At 53.1% G+C, this 20,017-nt stretch carries 9 protein-coding genes; 5 read left to right on the top strand and 4 right to left on the bottom strand.

What is annotated here, in order from left to right:
* Positions 1-180: 180 nt before the first annotated feature.
* Together SH467x_RS21105 and SH467x_RS21110 are read left to right on the top strand one after the other, a co-directional pair.
* Entirely contained in the window at positions 181-1,467 is a 1,287-nt protein-coding gene (locus SH467x_RS21105; RefSeq protein ID WP_482369070.1) for a PDZ domain-containing protein, read from the top strand.
* Between the two features lie 146 nt (positions 1,468-1,613).
* Positions 1,614-2,870, top strand: coding sequence for an MFS transporter (locus tag SH467x_RS21110; RefSeq protein ID WP_482369071.1), 1,257 nt, complete (start codon positions 1,614-1,616; stop codon positions 2,868-2,870).
* Here the strand turns inward: SH467x_RS21110 and SH467x_RS21115 are convergent.
* Positions 2,846-3,391, bottom strand: coding sequence for a sterol desaturase family protein (locus SH467x_RS21115; RefSeq protein ID WP_482369072.1), 546 nt, complete (start codon positions 3,389-3,391; stop codon positions 2,846-2,848). The two genes, SH467x_RS21110 and SH467x_RS21115, sit on opposite strands and share 25 nt — an antisense overlap.
* A gap of 111 nt (positions 3,392-3,502) precedes the next feature.
* On the opposite strand from SH467x_RS21115, the gene SH467x_RS21120 reads away from it, so the two are divergent.
* The gene (locus SH467x_RS21120; protein WP_482369073.1) at positions 3,503-4,222 is read left to right on the top strand and encodes a diacylglycerol/lipid kinase family protein; all 720 of its coding nucleotides are present in this window, start codon (positions 3,503-3,505) and stop codon (positions 4,220-4,222) included.
* On the opposite strand, the gene SH467x_RS21125 is transcribed toward SH467x_RS21120, so the two are convergent.
* On the bottom strand, positions 4,173-10,508 hold the full coding sequence (locus tag SH467x_RS21125; RefSeq protein ID WP_482369074.1) for a UvrD-helicase domain-containing protein: 6,336 nt from the start codon (positions 10,506-10,508) through the stop codon (positions 4,173-4,175). The two genes, SH467x_RS21120 and SH467x_RS21125, sit on opposite strands and share 50 nt — an antisense overlap.
* 381 nt (positions 10,509-10,889) lie before the next feature.
* Here SH467x_RS21125 and SH467x_RS21130 point away from each other — a divergent pair, with 381 nt between their 5' ends.
* Both SH467x_RS21130 and SH467x_RS21135 read left to right on the top strand, forming a co-directional pair.
* A complete protein-coding gene (locus tag SH467x_RS21130; RefSeq protein WP_482369075.1) occupies positions 10,890-12,194 on the top strand; it encodes a hypothetical protein in 1,305 nt (434 codons plus the stop codon).
* A 669-nt stretch (positions 12,195-12,863) separates the two neighbouring features.
* The gene (locus tag SH467x_RS21135) at positions 12,864-14,021 is read left to right on the top strand and encodes a transposase (protein WP_482369076.1); all 1,158 of its coding nucleotides are present in this window, start codon (positions 12,864-12,866) and stop codon (positions 14,019-14,021) included.
* An 801-nt stretch (positions 14,022-14,822) separates the two neighbouring features.
* Here the strand turns inward: SH467x_RS21135 and SH467x_RS21140 are convergent.
* Both SH467x_RS21140 and SH467x_RS21145 read right to left on the bottom strand, forming a co-directional pair.
* Positions 14,823-16,556, bottom strand: a complete 1,734-nt coding sequence (locus tag SH467x_RS21140; protein WP_482369077.1) for a cyanophycinase — start codon at positions 16,554-16,556, stop codon at positions 14,823-14,825.
* Positions 16,557-16,866: 310 nt separating this feature from the next.
* Positions 16,867-20,016: an efflux RND transporter permease subunit gene (locus SH467x_RS21145; protein WP_482369078.1), complete on the bottom strand. Its 3,150-nt coding sequence runs from the start codon at positions 20,014-20,016 to the stop codon at positions 16,867-16,869.
* Position 20,017 lies beyond the last annotated feature (1 nt).

Genomic DNA, 20,017 nt, shown 5'->3' on the forward strand with positions numbered 1-20,017 from the left:
CCAAAGCACGGGTCGCAGGGGTTCGATCCCGCCACCCAACTCGCCCTCGGAACCATCGATAATTTTCTGTTCGGCGGTTTCACGACGACTTATAATGGATGCTCGCCATGCAGCGTGGAACGCAGACGGTATGGCGAGTTGCAAATCAATTGGAAACGAAGGATTAGTAAGGAGCCGTAGATGAAACGAGTGATACGACGGTCGCTTGGAGTATTCCTGGTTGGGTCACTCGCCTCCTTTTGCGCGCTCGATTTGATCGACCAAGTTCGATTGGATAGTTCCGTATTGTCTCTCGCAATTGGACGTGGCACGGCACCGACTTGCCAAGAAGAAGGGAGCTCGCTCCTCGTTCAGCAAGGCCCCGGGACGTTAGGTCGCGAGTTTCAAAACTTCTCCGATCGGGCCCATCAGCGAACCCACCGTCAAACGCTCCGGGCCTTCCAAGATTCGGTTGGGGATGCTTTCAAGTCGACGGTGCAGATCATTGTTCGGAACCGACAGGCTGCTCTCGGAGCCGTGGTTCATCCCGAGGGATGGATCGTTTCCAAATCAAGTGAAGTACCAGAGAAATTCGACGTGAAGCTTTGGGATCAGACCAAAGCAATTGGCCAAGTGCGGGCTCGACTCGACGATATGGACTTGGCTCTGATCAAAATCGAGCGAACTGGCCTGCTACCAATCCAATGGGGAACATCGGAAGAGATTCCCGTCGGAGGTTGGCTGATCAGCACCGACCTGCGAGCCACACCTCTCACGATCGGTGTTTTGAGTGTTGCCAACCGCAATATCAGGAAAGAAAAGCCTGTGTTAGGCGTTCGGTTGGGTGCCCCGCCCAGCGGTGAGACCGGGGCCGTGATTGAATCGGTCGTCGATGGAGGAGGCGCGGATCGAGCAGGGTTAAGAGTCGGCGATGTCATTCAATCCATCGAAGGAATCTCGTACGCCTCCATGGAGGATGTCTTAACCCGATTGCGTGAATTGAAGGCGGGACAATCGGTCGCATTGGACGTTCTGCGTGACGAACGCAAAGTCTCCATCGCTGCACAGATGATGGACCTCACCAGTTCTCTATTCGATAGCACCGAGATGGAAGTCAACGGTCAGATCAGCGCCCGGGCAACCGGTTTCCAAAATGTGATGCAACACGATACTGTCCTCCTCCCCCACCAATGTGGAGGCCCTATCGTGGACATCGAAGGACGAGCTGTGGGATTGAATATCGCTCGCAGCGGCCGCGTGTCGAGCTTGGCTTACCATGCAAAGAACCTTGAACCCGCTATCCGAAACCTAATGCGTTCGGCCGGCGGTCCCGATGAAGTCTTTGTTCAGGCTCCACTGGTTGTTCAAGCTTCCGCGACGGATTCCTTTAGCCCATCCACCACGGCGGTATCAATACCCACTTCAGTTCCCACCGCCATCCAAGTGGAATCGCTCAAGCCAGAGGTTGTCTTGCCGAATCCAATGTAGCGACGGTTCGGCCATTTCGAATTGACCATTTCCATTTGACCGATTCAGTGAATCGACCCCGCTGCTGGTTCTGATTTGATAGACTATCCCCCTCTCTCCCTTGATCAGGAATATCAAGTACGAATAGGAAGGTAGGCGGGAACGCAATGAACTCTCCGAACGGTTCTACCAATTCGGGCATGTCTCTGGCTTGGATCGTCGTGGCATTGCTCGTGCCGGTCGCACTGCTGAACTACTTGGATCGCCAAATGCTGGCTTCCATGAAGGCTTCGGTGATACAAGATGTTTCGGGAATTGAATCGGACGCAGCATGGGGATGGATTCTCGCTCTCTTTAAATTGACCTACGCGGGCCTCAGTCCGCTAGGTGGCTACGTCGCAGATCGATTCGGACGCCGCGGTGTGATTGTCGCGAGTCTCTTCTTTTGGTCAGTAGTGACAGCGCTTACCGGGCAAGTCAACACGTACGAACAACTTCTCATCACTCGAGCCCTGATGGGAATCAGCGAAGCGTTCTATATCCCAGCCGCATTAGCCCTCATTTCCGACTACCATGTCAAAACAACTCGATCGCGAGCCGTCGGGCTACACCAAATGGGAATCTACGCAGGGGTGATTCTCGGCGGCTTCAGTGGCTACGTGGCAGACAGCCCTGACTACGGATGGCGTTGGGCGTTTGCAGCCTGTGGCCTCGTAGGAATCCTCTACGCCGTCCCTCTGTTCTTCTTCCTCCACGACGCCCAACAACAAGAGGGTGACAAGAGAGAGACAGTTTCGATTGTTTCGTCAACGAAATCGCTCCTCTCGAACGGGTCGTTCGTGCTCCTCATGCTGTACTTCACCTTCCCCGCCCTGGCTGGTTGGGTGGTGCGAGATTGGATGCCATCGATCTTGAAGGAGGAGTTCGGCATCGGTCAAGGCATGGCAGGTGTTTCCGCAACCCTCTACTGGCAAGTCGCGGCGATTGTCGGTGCGATCATCGGCGGCTGGCTGGCTGATAAATGGATGACGAAGACATCCCGAGGGCGTATCTATGTGAGCGCTATGGGTATGTCGATGATCGTCCCGGCAATGTTGGGCGTCGGCTACGCACCGCAGACGGGAATGCTTCTGGTCGCCATCCTTTTTTTGGTCCTCTTCGGATTGGGCTGGGGATTCTTTGATTGCAACAACATGCCGATCCTCTGTCAAATTACGAAACCCCACTTGAGAGCCAGCGGATACGGACTCATGAATTTTGTCAGCATCAGTTGCGGCGGTCTTGCCGACTGGGGCTTTGGTGAACTCCAAGACCGAAACGTTCCACTATTCTGGATCTTCAGCGGGATCGCAAGTATCGCGATCGTTTCGATCGTGCTGGTCCTCCTGATCCGCCCTCGCTACCCCGACGATTCGACCGAATGAGGTCGTGGTTCGGACGAAGAGCCACTGTTTGTTCCCAGCTCTTCGAATCGAGACCTTCGGCGAAAAGGAGCTGCCAGCTGTCGTACAAATCCCTCTGGCAACTTCTCCCCCTGCACCCCATAACTCCGAGGCCAACGATTCCCTGGCAAGAAAAAGCTCCCAAATAGAAAATCCCAAATGGGAAGATGGACAGCAAAGTTTTTGTCGATCCCCTCCGACTCATCGCTGTGATGCCAATGATGGAACTGAGGCGTCACGAAGAAGTAGCAAAGCGGCCCAAAAAGGAATCGGATATTCGCGTGGATCATCGTCGCTTGGACAGATACCAAGACCGCGTAGATGACCAAGGCCCACTCTGAAAAACCTAATGCGAATAAAGGGATGTACGTCAAGGAACGGGTGACGAGGACATCCACAATATGCAATCGCGAGCCCGCGAACCGATCCATCGCCTCCACTCCATATCTACCGTCCACGCGAACAGCGACTCCGCTGGCTTCAACGTGGCGATAGTCGTCCATTGGATCAATACTGCGCTCACCAAGAAATAACTCAAATCAGTGCGCCAGCCATGGCGGAATATCGGCTGCTCCGCCCGCAATGCAAACATTCGTTCGAACGGTATAAATATCGTGGTCCAAACGAAGAGATTTAACAGGAACCAATCCCTTCTGGGGTGGATCCCCGCCGGAACGGCCAATGACTATGCCGCCTCCTTCCCGAATGATCCGCGAGCCCACGAAACCCACCAACCAACCCCCGTCGATATTGGAGTTCTTAAATGGGACGAGGGATGCCGCTACTTCGCAAATGTAGCAGGTATCGGCTTATCCGGTTCCATTGCGGATAGAGCCAGGTCGATGAAACGTTTACCAGCGAGAATGCGTTACACACTTGCCCTGGTCTTGCAAACAGGCCCCCATTTCGGGACTCACAACTATTCTGTCTCCATCGATCACGACAGGACACTTCCTCCCGACACACTGATGCTGAGTGTCGCACTTGGCAAACGCGAGGGAAGCTACCCGCTCCACGCCGATGCCGACCCAACCGACGGCCTCTTTGATTGGCTTCATCTGGGAAATCTAACTCGCCTCGAATTGGCCCGGCATTTCCCGGCCATGTTGCGAGGAACTCTTCCTACAGACCATCCTCATGTTCATCGCGGCCGATGCACTCGCTTGGATATCTCTTCCCTCGCCCCGATTCCAATTCATCTCGATGGAGAAAGCCCAACCGATACACGGCGACCTGCGATTCGATCCTTCTCCATCGAAATCATCCCACGCGCGATCTCGTGCGTTATACCTCAATCACTTGATCTTCAGACAGCAAAACCAACGCCATCGTAATTTGGTCTTCCGTTAACCGATATTGATCGCTGATCGCTCGACGATACAACGCTAACTGTGGGAAGTGAATCGATTTTCTATCCTCGATCCAGTTGGACAATTCGACCCCACTTGGTCGCTGATCTGTCTTGAAATCGATAATCTCGGCTCGTACGACCTGATCGCCATCGTAACCGACCACACATCGATCGATCACGCCTCGCAGCAAACTATCGTCGAGTATCTGCAGCAGCTTTCGTTCATTGCTAACCTCCAATCGCAAAAGCCGCGGACGATGCCAAGAGGAATATCGGGATGAGCTCAAGACTCCTCGAACCCCAGGCATCTCGCAGAAAAGGACAAAACGGTCTAACCATTCTGCAACGCGAATTTGTTGCATCTCTTCTTGCGTAAGCGATGCCGCTGCCAACTCCTTCAACCTTCGCTTGTTTACTTTGAAATCTTCGATCCAACCTGTGATTTCCTCAAACCAACGGTGAACGAGTTTGCCAATGATCGCGCCGCTTGGGTCGTACGATCGCCATTGCGTCCCTAGTAAGATCCGATCCGCGGCCTCCTTCTGGCTTGGACGCAGCACAGAAATCACTCGCTCATCTGCCTTGGCTCCACGAAGTCGAATGCGATGCGATGCGCCATTCGATAGCTTCGATGTCGACATCACATCGGACCTAATCGTTCCCTCTCGCGGCTCATTTGCATCTCCCAGCTCACTCTCTTCCGTAACTTCTCGTTTCGAATGGGATTCTTGATACCACTCAGCATCTCCCCAGCTATGGAGAAGTACTCCGGGTGATTTCCCTTGGTCCTGTTTTGCAAAAATGGACTGCAGAACAGATCCCCACCTCTTCTTCGGCGAAGAGCTAGGCATTGTGTAAAGGTACAGAGCTTGCCTAGCCCGCGTCAGTGCTACATAGAACAAACAAAGCGCTTCTGCCAACTGCTGCTGCTGGTACTCCTGAAAGGCGATTTTCCAAGGCATATCCAAATAACGCTGAATCGGGCCACTGATGTAACGTGAAACTCCGATGGGAGGCTTTGTTCGATCCCCCAACATGGCCACAAAGGCAGGGACACGGGCCGTCATCCCTTGATTCAAAGATGGTAAAAATACGGCATCAAACTCCAACCCCTTGGATTGGTGGATCGTCATCACCCGTATCTTGCTCGCCCCAGGCAATGCCACCCTCTGTTGTTCAATAAACTCAATGAACCCATAAATACTATCCACGCGAAGTGCATCAAACCGGTATCCAAGCTGTACCAGCTGACGCAATCGATCTTGATCGCGCGCATTGCACTGAGGAGCCAAGGTGTGGGCAAGTTGACTAACCGTATCCCCGAACCCAAACGCATCGATCCATGACCGAAGTCTCGCCGACATGGCGTTGACATCCCGCCGGTCCTCTTCGTGAAAGTGCATCGCCAAAGGAGATTGCGTCACATGAAAAAATGCAAGAGTGTCTGCGGGATGATTCGCGACGCGCATTGCACTTTGCAACAAAAGGACGGCGGCGGAGTCGGTCAATGGATTCCCTCCCTCCTGACTGGCTTCGACTCCTCTCTCTCGCAGCAAATGGATGATAGAGCCAATCTCCTGGTTGGTTCGGGCAAGCACCCCGATCTCGATCTCAGGGGCATCTCGATGCAATTGGGAAATCCGATCCACGACTTCTTCTAAGAACTCATTGGTTTCTGAATCGTCCGCATCGTGGTTGCGTTTTGATTCGACATTTGCATTCCTCAATTCTACATAACCAGCCAGAGTAGTCTTCGCCGTCTCGTGCTTGGTAAAGTTGCGCGAAACCCAATGCGTCACCGCGTCAGTACCGCTCGCTTCTCCGTCTCCGTCATCGCTGCCATAGTCAGGGTGTTTATCTAACTGGGTAAAAACATCATTGACGAAATCGATAACGACCTGCGAGCTCCGAAAGCTCTTGACCAATTGTTCCTTTTGAACATTCCGGATCTGCACCCCGACCGATTCGAAGATCTCGGAGACGCCTCCACGCCATCCATAAATTGCTTGCTTGGTATCCCCGACACAAAAGAAAGACGTTCTATCCACCTGATTCTGAACAATGGTTTCGGCGAATGGCTTCACGATCTCCCATTGCACTGGTGAAGTATCCTGAAATTCATCGAGCAGGAGATGATCGATGGGGCAGTCCATTCGATACGAGATAGTCGGCATCGTCGGTGAGGCGGGATCTTCGACGGGAGTGTCCTGCTCAACATTCGTCTCTCCCCGCTCCCCGACAACCATCCCTCGCATCCAATGCGCTAGGCGCTCTGCAATGTCGTCAAAGGTAACGGTGCGACGCTTGGTTTTCACCCATTGCAGTTGTTCATGAAAGCCTTTTAAAAGATGGTAGGCTGCTTCGTTCTGCGCTCGACGACTTGCTAGCTCACCGGAAACGGCTCGCTTTGCTAAAGTTCGTAAAGCCGAGACAATGTCGGGATCCAACTCCGCCCGATAGAACTTGGGCACATCTTCGCTAGATCTCTGGACGAGCGTCTGAGAAAGAAAAGCCCCCCATTCTTCTCGCTCAAACCAATCGACGGTCTTATCGCGTGAAGCAGGATAGCGAGCGTCTTTAACCTCCGATGCCCTAAAAGCCCGAATCGCGTTTTGAACGAGATCGTCGTCAGGGGCATTGGGGACTTGAAGATTCTTCCAAGCATCCTCGGACGTACGCCGAAACAATTCATAACCAGTGGAAACTACGCTATCAATCTCTCGTCGCAAACTTCGGGTTGCTTCCCCTTTCGAAAGCTGTGAAATGAGAGAGCGTAAATCCGAATGCGAAATGGTCTCAAACATCCGAGTGATCGCTTCTTGTTTAAGTTGCTCGTATTGAAAGGGGTCCGAGAGACTCCATCCAGGAGGCAAATTAAGCTCCAATGCAAACGAGCGCGCTAACTGCGAATAAAAACTATCGAGCGTGCTGACTCGGAATCGGTGTAACTGTGAACAGAGACGTCCTAATTGATAGATCACAGCAGATCGGTCGATCTGCAGTGGAGCCACTACCCCTTGAATCTGCTGGAGCACCTCAGGACTATCCACTGCCTTCGCAAGCCAGATCAGGACGCGGTGAAGAATCTCCCCCGCCGCCTTTCGCGTGAATGTCGTAGCGAGTATGGAATCTAGGGACTGCTCTGTGAACAACAATCGCAATGCACGGGAGGCCAAGTTGTATGTCTTCCCTGTACCTGCCGACGCAAGAATCATCTTGGGAGAAAACCACTCGGCAGGCGCAATGCCTTGAGCGATGACCGGTTTCAACTCGATCTTGGAAGGACTCTGACTAGGTTTGGACTGTTCCGACAACGGATCTTCATCCACAACAGAGGAGGAATCGCTAGTCTCGTTCCCCTGTTCATTCTGAGTGTCACCCGAAGCCGCAACAGCCTCTTCCTTTTCGGCTAACTCTTTGTCCCATCGTCTTGCAACCGAACGCTGTGTAATGGCGTTGTAATCGTCCAGTGGATGGATCTGTTTGTACTTGGGAGGCCAAAAAACGCCCGCAGCTACCTTTTTCGCAATCTCCGCGGCGGATTCCAGTGCGTTGCGATGTTGCTCCACCGTAAAGTCTGCAATGGCAAACTGCGTCTCCGATGGATTCTTTGGGAGAAGAATGTAACCGAAGGAAACCTTCGAAAGATCCCGAATGCCCAACGTTTGGATCAGCAGACCATATAGAGGCAATTGCCAGTCGATCCACGCATCCCCCTTCATGTGGTTCTTCATAGGAAGATCGGTCTGATCCCCAGTCTTGTAATCCCAAACCGTATACCGATCTTCCACAGGATGGTAATCGATTCGATCGATCCGCCCATGGACAATCATGCGACTACCATTTCGTAGATCCAGCGCGACCTGATCCTTTTTCTCAACGTGATGCTCGATCCATCGGATCTCCCATCCTTTCGCTGCCCACTCGGCTTGCTTCTTCGCGAATTCGCTAAGCCGCCTTTGAGCTTGTTCCAGTTGAATGATCAATGCAGGCGGACGTTGAACACCGAACTGCACCTTGGCAAGCCGCTCTAGTTCGATCTTGAGAAAAGCGTCAATCTCTTCCGCATCGGAGCTTTTGGCGACCTGCTTCCCATGCAACTCCTCCACCACCTTGTGAATGAGATCTCCAAATCCACCTCCGTCGAGTTCCAATTTCTCGTGCTCGAATGCCTTGGCCTTTTGGATCCGCCCGAGATAGAAGCGGTAAGGGCATTGGTCATATTTCTTGAAATCGGTGACCGCCATATCTTGGATAGGGGACTCCAGCACCGGAAAAGGAATGGGAATGTTCGTCTGCCCACTCCTAGGTTTCCAGGCGACCGCGGACTCTAGCTCCAATGGCGTCAGCTTGGGCTCCAATAACCACTTCACACGATCGGCCAACTGCTCGACAGGCACTGCGAGCAACAATCGACTGGGAGTCTGGGGATCGCCATCAACACTCAAAAGATGAAACAAGATCTCGAATCTCTTGCGCGTCATCCGCATCGTCATCAACGCATAGCAATCGCGAGCGTAGCGACGAGCGTTATCCATCAGCCCCAATTGACTTCGCAGTTGGTTGGGCAAGAACGCATCGCCGTTGACGGACTCAGGAACAATACCGTCTTGCAAACCCGTGAGCATCAGAACAGGAGCATCGTCGTGCGCAAGATCCAACCAGCCTAACATTTCTATCTCGTTGTGGGCATGAAGCGGTGGGATTTGGATGCTTTCCAGCTGCCCCACAAGCCACGTGTACGCTTCAGCAAGACCGACCGAAACGTCCAGATTGTTCGGAATCGATTGCATCTCGTCGAGAATGGCATTGATTTGCTGACTGGACCGAAGGTAGCGATGCCCTAACGCGTCCTGTGGATCGATCTCCATTTGCGAGTAAGCCGTCGCAATAACAGACCGAATCGGTGCAGCCCATTGCTCAAGAGGCATACTCGAGACTCGCAGTGGCTGAACCCATTCGTCCAGACACTTCACAACCGATTGAAAGAGTTCCTTACCCTGCACGTCAGGCCATTCTAATTGGGCGACCGTACGAATCAGCGACTTCTCTTGATATCGGTCTAATCCTGTAAGCAGCCCAAGTTCTCCCTTTCCCTTTGGTAGATGTTCAGAAACTAAAGGTTGCTCCCCAAGCCACTTTTCCACACTTGGGATCCGGACTAATCGGTTAAATGCCTCGATCCCGTTGGATGCGACATAATCCAGTACAGTCTCCAGTAGCTTCATGGGGGGAGATAGAGCGATCGATTCCCCAGGTCCATAGCGCAGCGCTACACCGAAGTCCGACGCTGTCTCCTGCAAAATTGGGACAATGGCGGGGTCGGGTATCCCAATTGTTACATCTGCGACCGAGTATGCACCACCCAGCCGTGCCAACTGCACTCCAAGCTCTTTGGCGGAATCCGTGGGGGTTGATCGCACATGAACCTGCTCCGCATCGATGGGAAGTTCAAGATCCTGCCAAAACTCCGGTATCAACGATCCATCGGAGTGAAATCCCCCCTCGAAGGCAATTGGGGCACCGATCAATACTCGCACTTGAGATGAAACCGCATCGAGAAATCTTCGCTGCGCGCGATTCAAATCTACGGCGCCGATCAGGATGATGTCCTTTTCGGTATGCACCTCCTTCTGGTCGATTGCGAACCGTCGTGCGGTCTGCAAATCCCACAAACCAGCAATATGAAGCTCATCGAGGTAGCGACGTTGAAGCTTCGACAAAACCTCCCAACGCACCAATTCGCGGGCATCTGCGATCTCGTGCGCGACGTCATCAAAATCGATTAGGTCCGATGAAAGTTCGCGGTGCAACGCGGAAAGCATCTTAGCCAGATCGATCCAGGGCCGAACATCGTTTCGGTCGGGCAACTCCAATAACAGAGGTCGCAAAAACTCAGGGTCCGCCTCTCGAAGCACCTTCGTCCACGCCAACGTCTGCTCAAGATCGGTAGCGAAAGGTAACTTGGCGGAATAAAGCATCTCTGGCAACTTGCCAACTGTAAGTATCTCCGGCGGCCGAAGGATCAACGACATGGCCTGAGCACGCTGGGCAAGGAGTGTAGCCAATCTCCGTCCAGCATAGGCTCCAGGCAACACCACCAAGCAATAGGACAAATCCCATGACTCGCCCCGCCGGAATTGATCTACCAAGTAGTCACACGCCGAGTGAAGTATCGGTTGCTCCCAACCTAAATAGACCGGTGGAATAGACTGAGGGAAATCGAAAAGCGGCCGCCGCTGACGATGGGAGATTTTCGGGGTAGGCATGGTGATAGCCGTTTGTATTGATTCGACAGGCTGACGGAAATAGGGGGCCTAATGAGTTGGTGGCCAAAATTCTTGTTCGGCCTGTGAGAATGCTCGTTTGGTCCTATTGAATAGCGTATCAAACTTCAATGACACGTCTGGTCCTAATCGCGATCCTCAGTTGCCAACATGAGTGATTATCTTGAACGAAGGCCCCAAAACGCTTCGGCAATTCCAGGCCAATACGTCTTTACTTCGCAACCAATCCATATGCCCCACTCCCATCGCAAGATGATAAAATGAGCTAGCTTGCAGACTAACTTCCCGCATAAGCTTTCCATTGCGCTGGTCGCCTTATCGCAGGCCCTGCCACATTTTGTCCCGCCAGTAAGGATCGTTTCCGTGTATCGCCGCTCCTTTTGTCTTGGTACCCTCGCCTCCCTGGCCGGAACATCCTTCGGCCGTTGCTGCACGAATCGATCCGTCGAGGATTTGCCACCTATACGAGCGATTACTCGGGGCCCTAAGTACCATTGGCGTGGATACTATGACAAAGAACTTTTCGATCTTAACGATCGCTATGTTCTCGCAAACGAAGTCGATTTCGAAGGTCGGACGCCAGAGCCAGAGGATTCCATCCGGGTTGGGATGGTGGATCTTCATGAGCAAGACCAATGGATCGAACTCGGAACCACAAGTGCTTGGAATTGGCAACAAGGATGCATGCTGCAATGGCTTCCTGGTACAGCCAATGCGAACGATCAAGAAGTGGTTTGGAACGATCGAGTCGATGGAAGATTCGTCACGAAGATATTCTCACTTCGAACTAAAACAGCACGTGTACTTCCATTGCCGCTTTACTGCGTTTCCCCCGATGGCTTATGGGGACTGAGCGTCGATTTCCGAAGGCTGAATGATTGCCGGCCTGGTTATGGGTATGCAGGCATCGCAGATCCCTTTCAAGGCGAAAGGGCACCGCGAGAAACGGGTATTTGGAAAGTTGACTTGAAGTCAGGTGAGCACCAATTGCTTGTAAGTTACGAGCAGATCGCCGAGCAGCCCTACCAGTCAGATGTCAAACTGCAGTTCGATCCAAAGAAGTCAAAACATTGGTTCAACCATTTGCTAATCGCCCCCGACGGGAAGCGATTCCTATTCCTGCACCGTTGGCGAGAGACGCCAATAGGTGCCGACCGAAACACCATTGCGAAAACCGGATTCTCAACGCGAATGTGGACGATGGACTCCGACGGGTCGAACGGCTACGTGGTCGATCCCTACGGCAAGACTTCACACTTTGTCTGGAGGGATAGTTCCTCGATCTGCGCATGGGCATGGCACCCATCCCATCGCGATCGCTTCTACCTATACCACGACCGCACTCGCAATGTCGAGGTCGTCGGTCCTGATCAAATGACCACCAATGGGCATAACACATATGTGCCCCGAACGAAGAACGATTGGATTTTGAACGATACGTATCCAGATAAAGGTCGAATCCAACATCCGTACCTCTACCAAGTCAGCACGAATCGAAAAGTTCCCATCGCCCATTTGCTCTCGCCAGATCGATACGCAGGCGAATGGCGATGCGACACTCACCCTTCGTCCAGCCGAAACGGTCGGATGGTCGTGGTCGACTCCACCCACGAAGGTAAAGGACGACAAGTCTACTTGATCGATGTCTCTAGTACTCTTGAAGGATAAACTCGCCCAAACTACGAATAACATATCACATTCGGTAGCTATCACATTCGGTAGCTGCCTCCAATTTGTTTAGTATCACGTTCGGTGGCCACCTTCAATAGCTGCCTCCAAGTCTTCAGCATTACGTTCGGTGGCTCCCCCAATTCGTTTAGCAGTCAGCCGTAGGCGTACCCGCACCTTCCACCATCTCCCCCATCCTGGGAATCCCTCCCATCCTGGGCACCCCACTTTCGCCCCCTTATCCTCCTTTGCACCTTCGCGACTTTGCGACTTTGCGACTTTGCGAGAATCCGCCCAACTCCCCCCGATGTGTGGGTGCCTTCGATCTTCCTCCTCCCCCAAAAGATGGGTGCCTTCTATTAGCCTTCTCAAAAGATGGGTGCCTTCTATTAGCCTTCTTTTGCGCCTCGGCGCCGCGGCGAGAAACGTCCCCCTCAGTAGATGGGTGCCTTCTATCAAGAATGCTTTTCTATCTGCTTCTCTCCTTCGCGCCGTAGCGCCTTGGCGAGAAACCTCCTCGCACCAATCCTCTCTCCTACATGGGTGCCACAATCTCTCCAGAATGCTCGCATTCCCCCACTCCAAAATGTTCTTCTATTTGGTTGCAACCCGCTCCCCCATCCCATAACGTAATAGGATCTACACCCCGAACCTCTGGAGAGATCCATCATGTCCAGCACGCTCCGTTCTGAGCAATTCGTTAGCAACGAAATCTGCCTTGTCCATTGCTACAACCGTTGTGTCCGTCGCGCCTTTCTGGCCGGCTTCGATGAGCTCACCAGCACAGACTACTCCCACCGAAGAGAATGGATTCGCCAAAGACTCGAATCCCTTGCCTCCGTCTTTGGTATCGACGTTCTCGAATATGCCGTCCTATCCAATCACCTCCATGTCGTCCTCCGCAATCGTCCCGACGTCGTGGCTACTTGGTCTGACCAAGAAGTTGCCACACGTTGGCTGCGACTCTTTCCTGGTACCCGGATCCTCGATGTCTTGGCCGAGGCCAACGAAGAAGATGTCCGAAGCGCCGTAGCCGATCCAGAAAAGATCAAAGAGTATCGAAGCCGACTCTCCGATATCTCTTGGTTCATGCGCTCTCTCGCCGAAGTCATCGCCAGGCGAGCCAATGCAGAAGACAAATGCACCGGTTGCTTCTGGGAAGGCCGATTCAAAGCCAATCGGCTTCTCGATGAAGCCGGTTTGCTCGCATGCGCCATGTATGTCGATCTCAATGTCCTCCGCGCGAATCTAGCCGAAACGATCGAACTCTCCATCCACACCTCCGTGTACGATCGTCTCCAAGCTGCCAACGGTGCAATGATCGAATCGACGGCTCTGGATCGTGTTCCTTTATCGAAAGAGGAATCGATCAAGACGAGGACCAAGATGACGGTGGAGGAGCAAAAGAAGGCTCGTCAGAACCGTGGCCCCCGTCCTCTGGTCCCCAGAGACGCTTGGTTGGCCCCCTTCACGCTCGACCCCAAGGTGAACTCGTTGGATCCCGAGCCCTGCACCAATGGTCTGCGAGCCAGCAACAAAGGGTTCTTGAACATGAACCTGGAAGACTATGTGAAGTTATTGCGTTGGACAGCGGAGCAGAAGGGTCATCCTCCTGGGAGATTGCATCCGGTCCCCGAATCCTTGAAGCCCTTATTCTCTGGGCTGGGAGTCGAACCCAGCATGTGGTGCGACTTGGTATGGAACTACACGAAGTACTTTGGCACCAGCCGCTGTAGTGGAAGTCCCAAGTCGATGGTAGCCGACGCGGAGCGGACCAACAATCGCTGGAGTCGCGGCCAGCGGCTCGTCGCCGCTTGCTTCGTGTAGCGGCCCTCGGTTAGCAAAAGCTTGCTTGGCCTAGCCGCTCGCTCTGTTCCCCCCCTCGCGGTGCCCACTCCACCATGGTGCCATGGCGAGAGACCCCTCTCGCCTCGCCCAAACTCCAGCACTGGGCCATGTTCGCAGCTGCGCACTTCCTGGCCCATCGGCCGCAACCCTGTCCAAATTGGCTCTAAATCCCGCATCCGCAGCCCCATTCTTCCCCCCGATCGCCCGTGCCCCCCGCGCCGCTCCCCCCGGATAGATGGGTGCCTTCCACTAGCTCCTCATGGCGAGAGCCCCGCCTCTCACCTCGCCCGAACTCCAGCACTGGGCCATGTTCGCAGCTGCGCACTTCCTGGCCCATCGGCCGCAACCCTGTCCAAATTGGCTCTAAATCCCGCATCCGCAGCCCCATTCTTCCCCCCGATCGCCCGTGCCCCCCGCGCCGCTCCCCCCGGATAGATGGGTGCCTTCCACTAGCTCCTCGCCCGAACTCCAGCACCGGGCCAAGTACGCTGCTGCGCTCTCCCCAGCCAAGTCGGCCGCAACCCTGTCCAAATTGGCCCCAAATCCCGCATCCACAGCCCCATTCATCCACCGAGCGCCCGTGCCCCCCGCGCCGATCGCCCCGGGTAGATGGGTGCCTTCCACTTAGTCCAAATGATCCCCATAGATGGGTGCCTACGATTAAGAACTCTTACGGATAGATGGGTGCCTTCCACTTAATAGATGGGTGCCTACGATTAGGAATAGATGGGTGCCTACGATTAGGAACGCCTGCTTAAGTCTGCTAGCTAAACAAGTCAGTTAATGTGCAGCTCTAAACCCGTCTGGGAAAAGTAAGTCGAATAGAAGGCGAGCCAACCGGCCTCTTGAAAGTGACGATATAGCCGATGCTCCTACCTCCGATATCTCTGAACGGAATCTGGGAGAAGAGGGGGTGTTATACAAGTCTGCGAGCCTATGAAGGCCTGCTTTTAAATCTTGTATGGAAATCTCGTCGTCTAGTCGGAGATCGTCATCGCTATTTACATTGACGAACCCTGCCTCTATCGCTTGCAAAATCTCCACAGAAAAAAGTTCTTTATTGTTTGCTTTGACCAGCACTTCATTTTTTGGCGCATTCAAATGAAGACATCGAACACATGCGATCGCAAATTCTCTCCGAGTCACCGGCTTGGATGGACGAAATTCTAGCTGCTGGTTCGTCGTTAAAACACCTCGAAATGCTAGAGCAATAATCGCCAACCTCTCTTCCTCCCCAAGACCAGAAAGATCGATCGGCTGTTGGGTATGAGCGGGAAAAACACCGTTCGCAATAGGCGAAATATTGAGCTTCACGTGGAGAACGCTGTATTGCGATCCATCCAACGAATCTGAGACGAATGACTTGCTTTCTGGCGTTTTGCTAAATTCGTAGCGATAGCCATGAGAGGTATCGTCGTGATACTGCAACACAATTCCTTCTTGAACCGCTTGTGTGTTTTCTGCCAATCCGCCAACCAGTGCATTTGCAACAGCGAATCCAGAACCGATATCCGTAATCAGGAATCTGCCATCAAAGGTCACATCCTCTTTCCTAATGAGCTTCCTCGACGTGTGAAGCGTGAATGTAGAACTCGTTGGATCGAATGTATCTCCGACGCTGATTAGCGACACAGTCAAACTGTTCAGTGCACATCCAGTCGGGCCGAACTGTAGGGATGCTCGATCGGGCAGAACAACTATCGCTCGGCCCCCTGTCACAATCACCTTGCCGTCGCTTCGTACACGTATCGCGGAGTCTCTATCGATTCCGATACCAAATGGAATCTTTCGCTCCAGTATGACACGACTGAGCCTTGCAAGTCTCCCACGGTACTGAAGAAAGTGTTGATCGATGACTCCATGGTGAAGGAAGCCTAGCCCCTGCGTTACGAGAATGCCACGCGATACCGTGTTCTGTGTAACACCAAAATCGAGCGCATCGAGACCTTCGTCGACTAACATGCTTGGCAGTCCTGATGCGGAGAGCATTTCTTTACTTTGGGCAGAAGCTCCGGCGCTGGTTCCGGCAATGACTCCTCCTCGAGCATAAAGCCGACGCATCGCAGCTAAAAGAGGCGTGTCGGTTCCATCCGACTTGGTCAAAGCGCGAACCAATCGAACTTGATCCCCTCCGGTCATGTAAACAGCCGTTGCTCGATCGACTTTCTCCACGTTGTCAGGATCCTCCGTTGCTTGAACTGCATTCGAGTGAAGAACTTCCAAAATCTCGACTTGATCGCTACGGATTCCGAATTCTGAAAGTTCTTTCTGGAAGTGGTGGGCGGCGTCGAGCGATAGACTGGCTGCAGGCAAAAGCACGAACTTTGCATTCGAAGTGCCGCCAGCAGCTTCGATAAGATCCAGAAACACAGAACGATTGCTGACCCCCAATCCACCGCCGATCAAGACCAATTGCCCATGTGACGATTGAGCATTGGACTGCGCCAAAAGGGGCTGGAATATCGACAGGCAAAATGCAAGGGGAAGTACGTAGGTAAAGCAAGTTCGAACCATAACGGAGCTCGGAACACATTAAGGAGAGGATCACATGTGCAAATCGAATCCGATTGAGCCTAGATCAAAGAGTGGTTCTTGCAACAGATTGGTGCGGATCGGTGAAAGAATTCTTCAGTCCCTGCACTTACGATCGTCTGCGAGAGTTACCGGAGAGGGGCCTCCACCATTGCTTTCCCTCTCGTCCTCTACACCTCGCCGGCTTGTCGAGAAAACTCTATTCAGTTCCAAGTAGTCCGGGTCTCGAAGCGCCCGCGTCCGTCATCCTTGGGCTACGGGCTTGGAGACGCGAGACAGGAGGGAATGGCGATCAGGATGAACGTGTTGAAGTGTGGGGACGTCCAAGGCTACGAAGGAGAACGTAGAAGGTGGGAGTCAGGAAAAGACCGACCAAGGTAACTCCGCTCATTCCTGCAAAGACAGCTGTCCCCAGGGCTTGGCGAATCTCTGCACCAGCTCCTGTCGCTTTCACCATGGGCAGCACTCCAAGAATGAATGCCAATGACGTCATAACAATGGGGCGCAATCGCAATCGGCAAGCTTCGGAAGCAGCCTCGTACTTGTCCTTGCCTTCCTCCTCCAGTTGCTTCGCGAACTCGACGATCAGAACTGCGTTTTTTGCAGCCAATCCAATCAGAACGATGAAACCAATTTGCGCTATGAGGTTATTATCCATCGCCCGCATGTAGAGGCCGCCGAGCGCAAAGGGCAAGCAAATTGGGGCAATCATGATGATTGCTAATGGCAGCAACCAGCTTTCATACTCCGCCGAGTGGACGAGAAATACGAAGAGAACGCAGAGCGGGAAAATATAAATAGCTGTGTTCCCAGCCAACTGCTCTTGGTAGGCGATGTCGGTCCACTCGATTTGCATTCCTTTCGGCAGGACATCTCTCGCAATTCGATCGACAGCTTGAATTGCTTCACCGGAACTTCGTCCAACCGATGCATCTCCCTGCACTTCGGCTGCGGGATACATGTTATATCGCACGACGCGATCCGTTCCGCTTCGCCACTCGACATCGAGAAGGGCACCGAGTGGAACCATACTTCCTTCGCGGCTGCGCACTCGAAATCGAGCGATATCGTCTGAAAATTGCCGGAACTCACCTTCGGACTGTGCTCGCACTTGAAATGTTCTGCCAAACATATTGAAGTCATTGACGTAGGCAGACCCTAGATTGATTTGCAGTGCCTCAAAGATGTTTGCGATCGGTACATTGAGCATGCTTGCTTTGGTGCGATCGACATTGGCATACAACTGAGGTGTCGTGGCACGAAAGGTGGTAAATACATTGCTGAGCGTTGGATCAGCCTTGCAAGCAGAGATCAGATCATCGGTTGCTTTTTGAAGTTCCTTATATCCATACCCGAGTCGATCCTGCACGAGAAACTTGAAACCACCAGCCGTTCCTAATCCTCTGACCGGTGGGGGATTGATCACAAACACGGTCGCATCGGTAATCTTCGACAACTCGGCTTGCAGTTCGCGTTGAATAACATCCGCATGTGGCCCGTGTTCCTTTCGCTCTTCAAACGGCTTGGGAATGATAAAGATCGAGCCGTAATTCGAACTATTGCTTCGAGTCGTACCAGAATACCCCGCGTAGGAAACGGCGTGCGCGACACCTCGATGCGTCCGAATGATATCGACCACTCGCTCGACGACTTCTGTTGTTCTCTCGACGGACGCTCCATCGGGCAATTGAACCATCGTGATCAGATATCCCATGTCTTGTTTGGGAATAAAACCGGTCGGCATGGTTTGGAATCCGTATACGGTCAACCCGATCAAAGCCGCGTAACAGGACATCGGTAATACAGGGTGCCGAATCACCCATGCCACGGCTTGGCTGTAGATTCTCGATACGTACTCAAACCCCCGATTAAAGAGGGAGAAAAACCAGCCGAAGAGAAAATCCCAAACTTTGCTAAACCAGTCTTTCGGCGCGTCGTGCGGACGCAGAAGGATCGCGCAAAGCGCAGGCGCCAAGGTCAGTGAGTTGAGTGCAGAAATCATCGTGGATACTGCGATAGTCAGTGCAAACTGCCGAAAAAACTGACCTGTCAATCCGGACAAGAACGCAGTGGGGATGAAGACGGCGGAAAGGCCGACAGCAATCGCGATAACGGCGGGTGTAACCTCCTCCATTGCTTTGTAGCTCGCTTGGTAAGGAGCTAGGCCATCGGCGATGTGTCGCTCGACATTCTCAACAACGACAATCGCATCGTCCACCACAATACCGATGGCGAGTACCAATCCGAATAGGGAAAGGATGTTAAGTGAAAAGCCAAAGGCGGACATTGCCGCAAAGGTTCCAATTAACGATACGGGGATAGCCAAAAGTGGAATGAGGCTAGCTCGCCAATTCTGCAAAAATATGAGAACAACGATTACGACCAGCGCGACGGCTTCGTAGAGCGTGTGAACGACCGATTCGATGGACTCACGAACAAAAACCGTAGGGTTGTAAACAATCTTGTACTCGATCCCTTCCGGAAAGGAATTGGACAGATCTTCAATCAAGCTTTCAACTCGCTCCGCCGTAGCCAATGAATTCGAGCCGGGGCGCTGGGCGATAATGATGGCTACAGCGGGACTGTTATCTAGATTGCCATCCGACGAATAGTCGCGTGCACCAAGTTCGATGCGAGCCACATCTTTGACGCGCACGACGCGGCCGTCGTCGCCCGAACGCACGATGATGTTTTCAAATTGCTCAGGTTCAACCAATCGCCCAAGCGTATTGACCGACAGCTGAAAGGCTCCCCCGGTTGGAACAGGCCGTTGCCCGATCACCCCCGAAGCAACTTGGATGTTTTGCTCTTGAAGACTCGCCAGCACATCTCCCGCGGTCATGGACAAGTGCGATAGTTTGTCTGGATCCAACCAGATCCGCATGCTGTACTCGCGAAGACCGATGATATTCACATCACCAACCCCATCGACGCGTGCTAAAGCATCCCGGAGTTGGATCAATCCGTAGTTGCCGACGTAGAGCTGACTGTATTTGCTCTCCGGTGACGTCAAGTGGATGACCAAAAGCAGGTCGGGCGATGATTTGATCGTTGTCACCCCCAAGCGTCGAACTTCTTCTGGCAGCCGAGGCAAAGCGACGGCAACGCGATTCTGCACCAGAACTTGGGCGACGTTGAGGTCGGTCCCGAGTTTGAAAGTGACAGTAAGGGCCATCGCACCATCGGTCGTACATTGAGAAGACATGTAAAGCATGTCTTCCACTCCGTTCACTTCTTGTTCAATCGGAGTCGCAACAGAATCTGCGATGACTTCGGGGGAGGCACCTGGATAGGTGGCCCGCACCACGATCGTCGGAGGCACCACATCCGGATACTGAGCAACAGGAAGGTTGAAATACGCGATCCCACCGACGATCACGATGACCAACGAGATGACCGTCGCGAAGATCGGTCGAGCGATGAAAAACTGAGCGATACGCATC

This window comes from Brakhagea slesvicensis, assembly GCF_052161625.1.
Taxonomy (GTDB): domain Bacteria; phylum Planctomycetota; class Planctomycetia; order Pirellulales; family Pirellulaceae; genus JBKCUI01.

Excerpts from the sequence above, each read along its gene's own strand:
- SH467x_RS21105 (WP_482369070.1), top strand. The coding sequence starts at position 181 with ATGAAACGAGTGATACGACGGTCGCTTGGAGTATTCCTGGTTGGGTCA.
- SH467x_RS21140 (WP_482369077.1), bottom strand. The coding sequence starts at position 16,556 with ATGGTTCGAACTTGCTTTACCTACGTACTTCCCCTTGCATTTTGCCTG.
- SH467x_RS21125 (WP_482369074.1), bottom strand. The coding sequence starts at position 10,508 with ATGCCTACCCCGAAAATCTCCCATCGTCAGCGGCGGCCGCTTTTCGAT.
- SH467x_RS21135 (WP_482369076.1), top strand. The coding sequence starts at position 12,864 with ATGTCCAGCACGCTCCGTTCTGAGCAATTCGTTAGCAACGAAATCTGC.
- SH467x_RS21145 (WP_482369078.1), bottom strand. The coding sequence starts at position 20,016 with ATGCGTATCGCTCAGTTTTTCATCGCTCGACCGATCTTCGCGACGGTC.
- SH467x_RS21115 (WP_482369072.1), bottom strand. The coding sequence starts at position 3,391 with ATGGACGACTATCGCCACGTTGAAGCCAGCGGAGTCGCTGTTCGCGTG.
- SH467x_RS21110 (WP_482369071.1), top strand. The coding sequence starts at position 1,614 with ATGAACTCTCCGAACGGTTCTACCAATTCGGGCATGTCTCTGGCTTGG.